This is a genomic window from Frankia sp. QA3 (genome assembly GCF_000262465.1).
GTDB lineage: Bacteria > Actinomycetota > Actinomycetes > Frankiales > Frankiaceae > Frankia.
In genome coordinates this window covers 429,790-442,445 of sequence record NZ_CM001489.1, presented here as the reverse complement: position 1 = coordinate 442,445, position 12,656 = coordinate 429,790, and the positions used below count along the sequence as shown (strand labels likewise).

Sequence of the window (12,656 nt, the reverse complement as noted above, 5' to 3'; positions counted from 1 at the left end):
GCCGCCCCCAGGGAACGGGACGCATCGGGCCGGCCGCCGACGGCGGAGGCTCGGGAGCGGGCGCTGGCGGGCGGGGCGGAGGCCGGACGGGCGGGTGCCCCGGAGGCGGCCCAAGCCGCAGGCGCGGCGCGCGGCGGGTTACGGGTATCCGGGTGCGCCGAGGCGCCTGCACCTGGGGGGTCGGCGGCCTGGGCCTGGTCGGAGGCCTGGGCCTGGTCGGAGGCCTGGGCCTGGTCGGAGGCCTGAGAACGCGACCCGGGAGCGGCCGGGCCCGGGTCGGCCGCCGGTGTGCCCGCGGACGCCTGATCGTCCGTCCCGCTCCCCTGCTCGACCATGCAACCACTCCCTGACATGCGCCCTTGACCCACAGGCTGCCGGCCGATCCGAATCCGGACCCGCGCCAGCGGGATCCGCCGCGCGCCCGGTCGGCGGGTTGGGGCGCGGCCGGCCTCATCATGACAGCCCTCAGGCGTCCGTCGGACGGGCACGTTGGATCGCTGCTCGGGCGGGGTGGGCGCCCGCAGTCGAGGCCGCAGGCGTCCGCGCGGGAGGATCCCCGGTGACTCCTGGGAGGAAATCGGATCGCGCGCGGGACGCGTCCCCGACCTCCGTCGCCGTGGGCCAGGCGGGCGCGGACGCCAGGCCCGCCACCGCATCCGGGCGCGGGAGGTCGGGTGGTCTGGGGGTCGGCGTCCGCTCGAGGTGGCGGGGCGCCCGACCGTCGGTCGGCGCGGGTGGGGCCCCGCGGCAACCGCCCGCCGGTCAGGCGTCAGGTCACGTCACGACACGACAGACTCGTCGCGTCGTCGGTGCTGCACGGTGCGGCCGTCAGACCGCCTCGCCGATGCGGTGGACCCGCATCGTGTTGGTCATGCCGGCCACGCCGGGCGGGGTGCCGGCGACGACGACCACGAGCTCACCGGGCCGGCAGCGGCCGATCTGGAGCAGGGCGGAGTCGACCTGGCGGACCATCTCGTCGGTGCTCTCCGCGAACGGCACGAGGAAGGTCTCCACGCCCCAGAACAGCGCCATCTGGTTGCGCACGGCGGGGATGGGAGTGAAGGCCAGCACCGGGACCTCGCTGCGGTACCGGGCCAGGCGCCGGGCCGTGTCGCCGCTGAGGGTGTGGGCGACGAGGTAGCGGGCGCCGACGGCGTGCCCGACGGAGGCGGCCGCCTGGGCGATCGCCCCGCCGAGGGTCCGTGGCTCGGTGCGCAGCGGCGGGATCCGCCCGAGGTCGGCCTCGGCCGTCTCGATGATCCGCGCCATGGTGGACACCGACTCGATCGGATAGGCCCCGACGCTCGTCTCGGCCGAGAGCATGATGGCGTCGGCGCCGTCGAGGACCGCGTTCGCGCAGTCGCTGGCCTCGGCGCGGGTCGGCCGCGGCGCGCTGACCATGGACTCGAGCACCTGGGTGGCGACGATCACGGGCTTCGCCCGTTCCCGGGCCTGGCTGACGGCACGCTTCTGCACCAGCGGCACGTCCTCGAGGGGCAGCTCGACCCCGAGGTCGCCACGGGCGATCATCAGACCGTCGAACGCCTCGATGATGCCGTCCAGGGCGGCGACCGCCTGCGGCTTCTCGATCTTGGCGTGGACCGGGACGCGGGTCCCGACCTCGTCCATGATCGCGTGTACCGACTTGACGTCGGCGGCGCTGCGCACGAAGGACAGCGCGATCATGTCGACCCCGAGTTCGAGGGCGTAGCGCAGGTCGTCGGCGTCCTTCTCGCTCAGCGCCGGCACGGTGAGCGCGGCCCCGGGGATGTTCATCCCCTTGTGGTCGCTGACCGGGCCGCCGATGACGACGGTGGTGTGGACGTCGGTGTCGGTGACGCCGTCGATCTGCAGGACGAGCCGGCCGTCGTCGACCAGGATGCGGTCCCCAGCCGAGACGTCGGCGGGCAGGCCGGAGTAGGTGGTGCCGACCTGGTGCTGGTCCCCGGGCACGTCCCGGATGGTGACGGTGAACCGCTGGCCCGGCAGCAGGGTGACGCCACCGTCGGCGAAGGTGCCGAGGCGGATCTTCGGACCCTGCAGGTCGGCGAGGATGCCGACGTTGCGCTCGGCGGCCTCGGCCGCCTCCCGCACCCGGGCGTAGGTGACGGCGTGCTGTTCGTGTGTTCCGTGGGAGAAGTTTAGGCGGGCAATGTCCATTCCGGCGTCGACGAGGGCCCGGACCTTCTCTGGCGAGCTGGTGGCCGGGCCGAGGGTACAAACAATCTTGGCTCTACGTGGCACAGACAAAGCCTAAGTACTGATCGTCGGTCATTGCACACGGGGGCCGCCGAGAGATGCGCGTCGCGCACCCAGCAGTAGTCAGATCAGGTCGATCCGGTACATGCTGCGCGTGGTCGCCCGGCGGCGTACCGTCCGTCTCGTCCCCCGCGCCACACCCGTCCGTCGGCGCGCGTGATACGGGAAAGACGGCAAGGGCGCCGACGTTCCTGGGAGCCGCTCCACCCGGACGCGGAAGTCTGTATGACACGGTCGAGCACCCCCGGAGTCGGGCATGAATCGAAATCCCGCTATTCACCGTCAGCCGTCCGGTGACATCGACATCGCCGTGATCGAGGTCACCGCCGCGCCCGAGCCCGGTCACGTCGTCGCGGACGCGCATCCCGGGCTGGCGCCCGCGCGGACCACCGCGCTCGCCTCGTCGCCACCACGTTCGGCGGAACCCGCTACCTGACCGAACGGGCTACCCCGACGCCTCCCCCGGCCGGCCGTGACCCGCGGCGCGGCGGACCCCGGTGGCGGGCTCAGGCGTGGACCGCGGCCGCCGTGGGCGGCGTGGGCGGCGTGGCGGGGCGGAACTGGGTCCGGTACAGCTCGGCGTACAGCCCGCCGCGTGCCAGCAGCTCGTCGTGGGTGCCGCTCTGCACGATGCGGCCGCCGTCGACGACGAGGATGCGGTCGGCCTCCCGCACGGTGGACAGCCGGTGCGCGATCACCAGCGAGGTGCGGCCGGCCAGCGCGGCGCTCAGCGCCTGCTGCACCGCGGCCTCGGACTCGCTGTCGAGGTGCGCGGTCGCCTCGTCCAGCACGACGATGCCCGGCGCGCGCAGCAGCAGCCGGGCGATCGCCAGCCGCTGCTTCTCCCCGCCGGACAGCCGGTGCCCGCGGTCGCCGACGACCGTGTCCAACCCGTCCGGCAGCGCGCGCACCAGCTCCCCGACCCGCGCGGCGTCCAGAGCGGACCACATCTGCTCGTCGGTGGCGTCCGGCCGGGCGAAGGCCAGGTTGGCCCGCACCGTGTCGTGGAACAGGTGGGCGTCCTGGGTGACCACGCCGACCGCGGAGCGCAACGAGCTCAGGCTCAGGTCGCGCACGTCGTGCCCGCCGACCCGGACCGCGCCGGACCGGACGTCGTACATCCGCGGGATCAGCTGGCTGATCGTCGTCTTGCCGGCCCCGGACGGTCCGACCAACGCGATCATCTGACCGGGTTCCGCCCGGAAGGTGATGTCGTGCAGCACCGGCACGGGGATCCGGGTGTCGAGGGCCGCGACGGATTCCAACGAGGCCAGGGAAACCTCGTCCGCCGCGGGATATCGGAATCCGACGTGATCGAACTCGACGGCCGCGGCGCCCGCCGGCAGATCGACGGCGTCGGGCTTGTCGACGATCGCCGGCTCGAGATCGAGAACTTCGAAGACGCGCTCGAAGGACACGAGCGCGGTCATGACGTCGACGTGCACGTTCGACAGCTGGGTGAGCGGCCCGTAGAGCCGGCCGAGATACGCGGTGAGCGCGACCAGGGTGCCGACCTCAAGATTTCCCCGGGCCGCGAGACGACCGCCGACACCGTAGACGATCGCAGTAGCCAGGGAGGCCACGAGGCTGAGCGAGACGAAGAATATTCGGCCGTACATGGCCTGGGTGACCCCGATGTCACGTACCCGCCCGGCCCGACCGCGGAAGTTGACCTCCTCGCGTTCCGGGGAGCCGTAGAGCTGGGCCAGCATCGCCCCCGACACGTTGAATCGCTCGGTCATCGTGTTGTTCATGTCGGCGTTCAGTTCGTACCGTTCCCGGGTCAGCCGGGCGAGCCGCGGCGCGAACGCGCGGGCGGGAATGATGAAAACCGGTAGCAGCACCAGTGACACGAGAGTGATCTGCCATGACAGCACGAGCATCGCGGCGAGCACGAACCCGGCGGAGAGCACATTCGACAGCACTGAGGACAGCGTGTTGGTGAACGCCGACTGTGCGCCGAGCACGTCGTTGTTCAACCGGCTGGTGAGCGCTCCGGTCTGGGTACGGGTGAAGAACGCGAGCGGTTGGCGTTGCACGTGCCGGAAGATCTGGCTGCGCATCTCGTAGATCAGGCCCTCGCCGATGCGGGCCGAGAACCAGCGCTGGGCGAGGGACAGGCCGGCGTCGAGGAAGGCCAGCGCGGCGACGATCGCCGCGAGCACCTCGACGTAACCCACCCGGTGACGCCCGATCCCACCGTCGATGATCTCCTTGAGGATCAGCGGGACGACCGCGCCGAGCGCGGCGCTGACCGCGATGAGCCCGAGAAACCAGACCAGCTGGCCACGCCAGGGGCGCGCGAAGGCCGCGATCCGGCGCACCGTCCCCGGCCGCAGGGAGGTCTTCGCCGTCGCCCGGTCCCGGGCGACGGATCGCATCAACGCCCGACTGTCCGGACCCGGCCGCATCACGCCTCCCACTGCCCTGTTGCTTACACTGTAAGCAGGTAAGCCCACGTCGGTGCGGGGTCATTCCCGCCGGCGGCGGACTGGACAGCGGCGGCCTGGGACGGCGGCGATCGGACGGCGGCGATCGGGCGGCCGCCCGCGGCGAGATCAGCCCGCGGCGGCGCCCCGCGAGGTGTCCAGCAGATCGACGACCGTGCGCTCCCACGCCTCACTCTCGGCGTCGGGAAGGTCGCGAGCATCGGGACCGGCCACGCCCCAAACCCGCGCCGGGACCGCGGACCGGCCGGCCGGGTGAGCGCCGCGCAGGAGCGCCTTGACCTCGGCCGCGACGGCACGGGATGCGGCGAGCAGGCCCGCGACGACCGTGTCGACCTCGTCGTCGAGCCGCGGGCGGGGCACCAGCCGCTGGGCCAGCCCGAGGCGGGCCGCCTCCGCCGCGCCGAGCGGCTGCCCGGTCAGACACAGGTCGAGAGCACGGGACCAACCGAGAAGCTCGGCCAGCCGGGTCAGTGCCCCCGCCGCAGGCAGCAGGCCGACGCGCGCCCAGACCGGGCGCAGCCCCGCCTCGGCGGCGAAGATCCGCAGGTCGCAGGCGACGGCGAGGGCCGTGCCCACGTCCCCGGTGGTCTCGGCCACGGCGGCGACGCTGACCAGGTCGGCCCGCGTGGTCAGCCGTTCGAGCGCGTCCCGCCAGACCCGGTACCCCCCGATCAGGGAGGCCGGATCGGCCCGCACGCGCGACGGCGGGAATGGTGCGTGCCCGTTCGGACCCGGCGGACGCGGCGCGGTGTCCGCGGCCGGCGGGACCGCGTCGCCCACGCGAACGACGGCGACCCGGACGTCGCCGCTCATTCGCCGCTGGGCGTCATCAAGGGCGGAGCCGAGGCCCCCCAGAGACCCGGGATCTCCGGATCCGGACAGCCTGATGGTCGCGACGGGTCCGACGACCTCCACCCGTAGCCCGGCCGCCGCCGATTCGGCGGCGGCCGGCACCGCCATGATCAGGCGCTCTTCTTCTTGGTGCCCCGGGTCGCACCGCCACGGCCGCGCAGGGTCGTACCGGACTCCGACAGGATCCGGTGGACGAAACCGTACGAACGGCCAGAGGACTCGGCGAGCAGACGGATGCTCTGCCCACCTTCGTACTTCTTCCGAAGTTCGGCAGCGAGCTTGTCCCGCTCGGCGCCGGTGATCCGGGTTCCTTTCCTAAGCTCGGCCAACGTGGCCCCCTCCGTGTTCGATGATCTGCGAACCGATCTTCACTCAGCTCGAGTGAACGCGCCACTCGAAGCAGATGTGATCCATCACACGCGGTGCGCCGGTGCGTACCCGGGCCCTCGCGTTTCCATCTCCACGCCGACGCCAGCGCCGGCATGGCCCGGGTCGCACCCGCCCGCACGCACGCCGGGCGTCCACGGCCGACCATGCACGGTGACCAGTGTCCCCAATCCCCTGCGCACGGCCTAACAACGGCAACGGCGCGTCGCCGCGAACATCGTCACCAGCATGATCGGCGATCTTCCCTCAACGCAACACCGCAGGTACAACCAACAGTCGATCACTGTACAGAGCCCGCCGACGGACCGCTAACGCCGCAGATCAAACCGACTGATTACTCACACCCGGCGACGGCCCGCCCGGGGCCGTCGCCGGCCGGGAGACCGCCGCCGGACGGTCCGCGCCTCCCCCCGCGACGCCTGTCCGGCCTGGGTTCGCGCACCCGCAACCCGCGCGCCGATCGGCCCTGGACCTCGGCCGGCGGAAGACTCGTTACCGTGCAGGGGTGGCCCGTGAAGTGGTGATCGCCGGCTCGGCGCCGAGTGCGTCCCGGGACGCGGCGACCGGCTGGGCGAACCGGTGAGCGTCACCGGCAGCGCATCCGAGCGGGCGGGCGTCCCGACGGCCGCGCGGGGATCGGCGGACCGGCGGACCGGCACGCCCGCCGCCGCGCTGGGACCGGCCCTGCGGGCGGAGCTCGCCGAGGCCGGGATCTGGCTGGTCCTGGTCGCCTTCGGGCTCGCCGGCACCGCCGTACTGGCCAGCACCGACGTGAGTCTGGGTCTCGCGCGGCCCCCGTGGCACGACGGCTGGGATCCGCGCCTCGACCCGCTCGTCGCGGTCCCGCTCGCGGTCGCCGCAACCGTGATCGCACTCACGGCCTGGTGGGCCTCGACGATCCGGCCGCCAGCCCCGCCCACCAGCACGACCCCGACCACCGGCACCACTCCCGGCATCGACACCACTCCCGGCATCGACACCACTCCCGGCACCGACATCACTCCCGGCCCCGGCACAGCCCCGACCACCGGCACAGCCCCACCGACCGCCCCGGCCACGCGGCCGGTGGCGTTCCGGCTGCCCTGGAGCGTCCTGCTGCTGCTGGGCTATCTCGGCTCACTGGCGTGGACTCTCGCGCTCGCCCTGGTCACGCCCGGGGATCTCGCCGCCGGGCTGCGGGCACCGGCGGACCTGCTCGCGGCGGCCGGCGCGGCCGGCGACGACCCGCTCGGCCTGCTCGCCGCCTACACGACGACGACGCCGCACGCGGTCGCCGGCTCGGTCGCCGTGCTGCCGGCGCACCCGCCGGGACCGGTGCTCGCCACCTGGCTGCTCACCCGGGCGGGGCTGCACGGCGCCGTGCCGATCGGCGTGCTGTTCACCGCACTCGGCGCGCTGACCGTTCCGGTCGTGTGCGTCGCGGTGCGCTCGCTGTGCCATGAGACCGCGGCCCGCCGCCTGGTGCCCGTCCTCGTCCTGGCGCCGTGGAACGGCTGGATGGCGGCTTCCCCGGACGCCGTGACGGCCACGCTCGCCGCGCTGGCGGTCGCCGTCGGCGTGGTCGGCTGCGAACCGGAGCGCCGGTCGGTCTGGTGGGCGCTGGCGAGCGGGCTGCTGCTGGGCCTGGCGGCGCTGTTCGGCTACGCCCCGGTGTGGCTGGGGGTGGCGATCGCGGCCGCCTACTTCATCCGGCGCCGGCCGCTGCTCAACGTCATCACCGGGCTCGGCGCGCTGCTGCCGCTGTGGCTGCTCTACGCCTGGGGCTTCTCGTGGCCCGACGGGCTGGCCCTGGCCGGCGCGCCGCGGCCGTCCGCGGGAGCCGCGCTGGCCTGGGTCTTTCTGGACCTGACCGTCGTGGTCCTCGCCACCGGTCCGGTCGCCGTCCGGGCCGCGCGCCGGCTGCGCCTGACTCCGGGCTGGCCGTTCCTGGTCGGCGCCACCGCCACCGTGCTGTTCGCCGTGATCCTGGGCCTCGCCCAGGGCGGGGTGGAGCGGACCTGGCTGCCGGTGTTCCCCTGGCTGCTGGTCGCGGCGGTGGCGCCCCGGCCCCGGCCAGCCCGCCCGGGCGACCGGTTGCAGGCCGGCAGCCTGCCCGTCATCCTCATGTCACTGAGCGCGATCGGAGCCCTCGCCCTGCGGCTCTGCCTCGGCGGCCCCCCGACCTGACCTGCGGTCCGGGAGCGTCCGCAACCCGCCGCGGCGCGACCCGGCGCGTCCGGAACCGGGCGCGTCAGGCGGGCGCGGAGGTCGCCTCGGTGCCGCTCGCGGACGGTCGGGGTAGCGCGTCGCGGGGGATGTCCGGCTCCAGGAAGATCCGCATCGGAACCGTCAGGGACGCCCGCAGCGCCTTCTCGGCGCCGTCGATGGTCGCGGCGACCTCCCGCATCGTCGCCGTCGGCGCAATCCCGATCTTGGCCGCGACGAGGAGCTCGTCCGGGCCCAGGTGCAGGGTTCGCAGGTGGATGACCGCCGTCACTCCCGGCGCGGCGGCGAGCGTGCCGCGGATCGTCGCGACGGCCTGCGGGGTCGCCGCCTCCCCGACGAGCATGCCGTAAGCCTCGGTCGCGACGAGCACCGCCACGACGAGCAGCAGGATGCCGATGGCCAGGGTGCCGGCGCCGTCCCAGATGGGATCGTCGAGCAGCAGGGTCAGCCCGACGCCGAGCAGGGCGAAGATCAGCCCCAGCTCGGCGGCCAGGTCCTCGAGCAGGACGATCGGCAGCTCCGGTGCGCGCGCCTCCCGGATGAACCGCCACCAGGAACGGTCTCCCTTGATCTTGCTCGACTCGCGTACCGCGGTGGACAGCGAGTACGACTCCAGCCCGACGGCGATCAGCAGGATGACGATGGCGATCAGGCCGCTCTCCAGCTCGTGCGGGTGACGCAGCTTCTCGACGCCCTCGTAGGCGGAGAACAGCCCACCGACGCTGAACAGCACGATGCCGACGAGGAACCCGGCGATGTACCGCGCGCGGCCGTACCCGAAGGGGTGCTCCTCGTCGGGCGGGCTGGCCGACTTGCGCTGGCCGAGCAGCAGCAGACCCTGGTTGCCGGAGTCGGCGACCGAGTGGATGGACTCGGCGAGCATCGACGACGACTGCGTGAGCAGAAACGCCACGAACTTCGTCACCGCGATGCCCAGGTTGGCGGCCAGCGCCGCCAGAACCGCCTTCGTGCCGCCCTGCGTACTCACAAAGAACTCCCCATTTCCATCCCGGCGCCGGCGGCCGCCTCGTCCCTGCCACCATGCCGCCGAACATCGCTGCCGGTGTCCCCGCCGACCCGATGCTTCAGTCTTACAAGTCGGGCCGGCCGGCCGTGCGGCGGGTGGGGCGGCCCCGCGGCGGCAGCGCGACGGCAGCGCCTGAGGAGGCGGTGTCAGGCCAGCGTGATGAGCTCCATGAGATCGGGGGACCAGTTGTCCTCGACGCCGTCGGGCAGCATCAGCACCTTCTGCGGGTCGAGCGCCTCGACCGCGCCAGGGTCGTGCGTGACGAGCACCACCGACCCCTTGTAGGTGGCCAGCGCGGCGAGCACCTCGTCCCGGGACGCGGGGTCGAGGTTGTTCGTCGGCTCGTCGAGCAGCAGCACGTTCGCCGAGCTGCACACCAGCCCGGCCAACGCCAGGCGGGTCTTCTCTCCGCCGGAGAGGGTCTGCGCGCGCTGCTCCACGGTGTCGCCACTGAACAGGAACGCGCCGAGGATGCGCCGCAGCTCCACGTCGGAGGTGCCCGGCGCCGCGGCCCGCATGTTGTCCAGCACGGAACGGTCGGTGTCCAGCGTCTCGTGTTCCTGCGCGTAGTAGCCCAGCCGCAGGCCGTGCCCCGGATGCACCTCGCCGGTGTCCGCCCGCTCCTGCCCGGCGAGGATGCGCAGCAACGTCGTCTTGCCGGCGCCGTTGAGCCCGAGGACGACCACCCGGGACCCCCGGTCGATCGCCAGGTCGACGTCGGTGAACACCTCCAGCGAACCGTAGGACTTCGACAGCCCGGTGGCGGTCAACGGGGTGCGCCCGCAGGGCGCGGGGTCGGGGAAGCGCAGCTTCGCCACCCGGTCGGCGACGCGGACGTCGGCGAGGCCCGCGGCCAGCCGCTCGGCCCGGCGGTCCATCTGGTGGGCAGCGCGGGCCTTGGTCGCCTTCGCCCGCATCTTGTCGGCCTGCGCCTTCAGCGAGTCGATCTTCTTCTCGGCGTTGGCGCGCTCCCGGCGTCGGCGCCGCTCGTCGAGCTCCCGCTGGTTGAGGTAGGTCTTCCAGTTGACGTTGTAGACGTCGAGGGCGGCGCGGTTGGCGTCGAGGTGGTAGACCTTGTTGACGCACCGGTCGAGCAGGTCGACGTCGTGGCTGACGACGACGAGGCCGCCGGTGTGCGCGCGCAGGAAGTCGCGCAGCCAGACGATGGAGTCGGCGTCGAGGTGGTTCGTCGGCTCGTCGAGCAGCAGCGTCGCGTCCGAGCTGCCGGACCCGGCGAACAGGATCCGAGCCAGCTCCACCCGGCGGCGCTGCCCGCCGGACAGCGTGCCGATGGGCTGGGCGAGCACCCGGTCGGCCAGGCCCAGCGACGAGCAGATCCGGGCCGCCTCCGCTTCGGCGGCGTACCCGCCGAGCGTTCCGAAGCGCTCCTCGAGGCTGCCGTAGCGGCGGATCGCCGCGTCCCGGGCCTTCGAGTCGACCAGCTCGGCCATCTCCAGCTGCAGCTTCTCCATCTCGCGCAGCAGAACGTCGAGGCCTCGGGCCGACAGCACACGGTCGCGGGCGGTGTCCGTCGGATCGCCGGCGCGTGGGTCCTGCGGCAGGTAGCCCACCTCGCCGCGGACGTCGACGCTGCCGGCGAACGGCAGGCCCTCGCGCGCCAGCACCTTCAGCAGGGTCGTCTTACCCGCGCCGTTGCGCCCGACCAGACCGATCCGGTCGCCCTGCTGCACCCGGAAGGAGACGGGCTCGATCAGGGTGCGGGCTCCGGCTCGCAGTTCGAGCTCGGACACGATGATCATTGAGGTTGGGCCTCTTTCGGGCTTCCTGGCGACGCCGTGGTGACGTCAGACGGCTACGGACGACGATGGAAACGCCACCGGGCGGGACCTCCATCGGCGGGACATCCATCGGATCACGACGCGGCGATGCTCATGCCGTCCAGACTACGGTCCTCCCCCGCGCGACGGATTTCGTCGTGGCACGGGAACCCCTGAGGGACCGCGGCGCGCTGCGGCGAGGACAGCCGGCCTCCGGGAGCCGCCGGTGTGGAGATCCGCACGCTCATCCGCCCGCAGGCCACCTCCTGGCGAGGTGCTCGCCCCGACAGATCCTTCTCGCCGGTCATGGTGGGAAGCGGACGCCGAGCGCGTCGCCGGGGGTGGGCCGATCCTGTGATGGCAGCGGCCCCGCGCGGCCTGCTCGGATTCGCCGTCGAACGCGGCGGTGCGCCGGGGATGAGTGCGCCGGGGATGAGTGCGCCGGGGATGAGTGCGCCGGAGACGGGTGCGCCTGCGGTGAGGCGACGGGAGCCGGCGTGCAGGACCTGGCAGGCGGTGCCGGCCGCCGTCACGGGTACCGGGACGCGGTGGACCTCGTGCGGGTCGGCGAAATTTCCGGGCGTCAGGTCGCGGGCCAGGTATCGGTCGGCCGGTTGGTGACGGTGCAGAAGTGGTCTGTCGGGCCGGGCGTCCCCCGACCAGATCGGGCGGCCGCGGCCTTCTCCCGATCCGAGCAGGACGGTGACGCTGCGCGCGGAGCATCACCGGGCGCACACGACCTGCACCGGAGTTAACAGAAAGGACACCAGAACCTTAATATCTGGTAAACTGCATCATGCCATTCTGGGGATCGCCGGGTACCTGACCCCGCGACATCCTAAGGGGTAGCTCGGCTCATCACGGACGGGCAGGTGGTGGATATCATGACCGCTATCATCAAAATAGCAGCATCGATTGACGAGATTCCTACCATGGAAGAAACGGACGCGATGCTCGACGAGCTGCGACAGCTACCCCGTGACGCAGCAACGATCAAGCTGATGGACGATCTTCTCGAGTTCCGGATGCTACTCGGCGCGACATGATTGGGAATGCGCGCCGAGTAGCAGAGCCGAACCGGGGTGACGCGCCAGGTGAAGGTCACCTGGCGCGAGCCCGGTTCGGCTCACCTCGGGGCGAGGATATTACTGCTGCGAGCCGAACGGCTGGCCCTGCTGGCCGCCCTGCTGCGAGCCGAACGCCTGGCCCTGCTGGCCGCCCAGCTGGCCGCCCTGCTGGCCGCCGGAGAAACGCCCTCCGGAAAACCCGCTCTGTCCCGCTCCCACGCCCGCCAGCTCCTGGAGGCGGTTCTGGACGTACGTCTCGCTGTGGTGCGTCTTGTCCGCAATCCGGGCGACAAGGTCGTCGATGCTGTTGGCGGCGTCGACATCCGCCGCGCTGACCTGGCCGAACTGGTCGAGGATACGGTAGCGGATCTGCCGCCAGTTCTGCCGCAGCTGCTGCTCGACCTGCTGATCCTGCTGCTGACCCATTTTCCCTACTTTCCCTGTCAGGTCATTGAGATGCGCCGGGGCGCGAGGCGAACGTTACCGCAGCCTTTTCAGGGCTCGTCAAATCATTGGACGCTCCTGCGTGTATGTGGCGGTCCTGGGCGTCGTCTGCGAATCGCACTTCCTTCTGCACACCATCCCGACCCGGCCAGTCAGAAACAGGCAATACACAACCTGCGCGATCTGC

10 protein-coding genes and 1 pseudogene are annotated in these 12,656 nt (G+C 72.4%); 4 read left to right on the top strand and 7 right to left on the bottom strand.

Translation table 11 applies throughout. The features are described 5' to 3' along the window. Positions 1 to 246, top strand: a pseudogene (locus FRAQA3DRAFT_RS36500) (hypothetical protein); the annotation flags it as partial. A 582-nt stretch (positions 247 to 828) separates the two neighbouring features. Here FRAQA3DRAFT_RS36500 and pyk read toward each other — a convergent pair. Further along, positions 829 to 2,244, bottom strand: coding sequence for a pyruvate kinase (gene pyk, locus FRAQA3DRAFT_RS01790; RefSeq protein WP_009399489.1), 1,416 nt, complete (start codon positions 2,242 to 2,244; stop codon positions 829 to 831). Between the two features lie 271 nt (positions 2,245 to 2,515). On the opposite strand from pyk, the gene FRAQA3DRAFT_RS01785 reads away from it, so the two are divergent. Then, positions 2,516 to 2,695, top strand: coding sequence for a hypothetical protein (locus FRAQA3DRAFT_RS01785; RefSeq protein ID WP_009399488.1), 180 nt, complete (start codon positions 2,516 to 2,518; stop codon positions 2,693 to 2,695). A gap of 70 nt (positions 2,696 to 2,765) precedes the next feature. On the opposite strand, the gene FRAQA3DRAFT_RS01780 is transcribed toward FRAQA3DRAFT_RS01785, so the two are convergent. The 3 genes from FRAQA3DRAFT_RS01780 to FRAQA3DRAFT_RS01770 all read right to left on the bottom strand — a co-directional run bounded on the left by FRAQA3DRAFT_RS01780 (position 2,766) and on the right by FRAQA3DRAFT_RS01770 (position 5,890). Next, entirely contained in the window at positions 2,766 to 4,670 is a 1,905-nt protein-coding gene (locus FRAQA3DRAFT_RS01780; protein WP_009399487.1) for an ABC transporter ATP-binding protein, read from the bottom strand. 147 nt (positions 4,671 to 4,817) lie between these two features. Continuing rightward, entirely contained in the window at positions 4,818 to 5,669 is an 852-nt protein-coding gene (locus tag FRAQA3DRAFT_RS01775) for an enoyl-CoA hydratase/isomerase family protein (RefSeq protein WP_009399486.1), read from the bottom strand. A 2-nt stretch (positions 5,670 to 5,671) separates the two neighbouring features. Next, positions 5,672 to 5,890, bottom strand: coding sequence for a helix-turn-helix domain-containing protein (locus FRAQA3DRAFT_RS01770; RefSeq protein ID WP_009399485.1), 219 nt, complete (start codon positions 5,888 to 5,890; stop codon positions 5,672 to 5,674). 637 nt (positions 5,891 to 6,527) lie between these two features. Between FRAQA3DRAFT_RS01770 and FRAQA3DRAFT_RS01765 the strand changes: the two genes are divergently transcribed. Continuing rightward, the gene (locus FRAQA3DRAFT_RS01765; protein ID WP_009399484.1) at positions 6,528 to 8,114 is read left to right on the top strand and encodes a hypothetical protein; all 1,587 of its coding nucleotides are present in this window, start codon (positions 6,528 to 6,530) and stop codon (positions 8,112 to 8,114) included. 64 nt (positions 8,115 to 8,178) lie between these two features. Here FRAQA3DRAFT_RS01765 and FRAQA3DRAFT_RS01760 read toward each other — a convergent pair whose 3' ends face one another. Then, positions 8,179 to 9,141, bottom strand: coding sequence for a cation diffusion facilitator family transporter (locus FRAQA3DRAFT_RS01760; protein WP_009399483.1), 963 nt, complete (start codon positions 9,139 to 9,141; stop codon positions 8,179 to 8,181). Positions 9,142 to 9,326: 185 nt separating this feature from the next. Next, positions 9,327 to 10,940: an ABC-F family ATP-binding cassette domain-containing protein gene (locus FRAQA3DRAFT_RS01755; protein WP_009399482.1), complete on the bottom strand. Its 1,614-nt coding sequence runs from the start codon at positions 10,938 to 10,940 to the stop codon at positions 9,327 to 9,329. Between the two features lie 902 nt (positions 10,941 to 11,842). Between FRAQA3DRAFT_RS01755 and FRAQA3DRAFT_RS35660 the strand changes: the two genes are divergently transcribed. Next, positions 11,843 to 12,004, top strand: coding sequence for a hypothetical protein (locus FRAQA3DRAFT_RS35660; protein WP_009399481.1), 162 nt, complete (start codon positions 11,843 to 11,845; stop codon positions 12,002 to 12,004). Positions 12,005 to 12,103: 99 nt separating this feature from the next. On the opposite strand, the gene FRAQA3DRAFT_RS01750 is transcribed toward FRAQA3DRAFT_RS35660, so the two are convergent. Next, positions 12,104 to 12,451: a hypothetical protein gene (locus FRAQA3DRAFT_RS01750; protein WP_009399480.1), complete on the bottom strand. Its 348-nt coding sequence runs from the start codon at positions 12,449 to 12,451 to the stop codon at positions 12,104 to 12,106. Between the last annotated feature and the right edge of the window lie 205 nt (positions 12,452 to 12,656).

Coding starts and splice junctions, on each gene's coding strand:
- FRAQA3DRAFT_RS01755 (WP_009399482.1), bottom strand. CDS start 10,940: ATGATCATCGTGTCCGAGCTCGAACTGCGAGCCGGAGCCCGCACCCTG.
- FRAQA3DRAFT_RS01780 (WP_009399487.1), bottom strand. CDS start 4,670: ATGCGGCCGGGTCCGGACAGTCGGGCGTTGATGCGATCCGTCGCCCGG.
- FRAQA3DRAFT_RS01785 (WP_009399488.1), top strand. CDS start 2,516: ATGAATCGAAATCCCGCTATTCACCGTCAGCCGTCCGGTGACATCGAC.
- FRAQA3DRAFT_RS01775 (WP_009399486.1), bottom strand. CDS start 5,669: ATGGCGGTGCCGGCCGCCGCCGAATCGGCGGCGGCCGGGCTACGGGTG.
- FRAQA3DRAFT_RS35660 (WP_009399481.1), top strand. CDS start 11,843: ATGACCGCTATCATCAAAATAGCAGCATCGATTGACGAGATTCCTACC.
- FRAQA3DRAFT_RS01750 (WP_009399480.1), bottom strand. CDS start 12,451: ATGGGTCAGCAGCAGGATCAGCAGGTCGAGCAGCAGCTGCGGCAGAAC.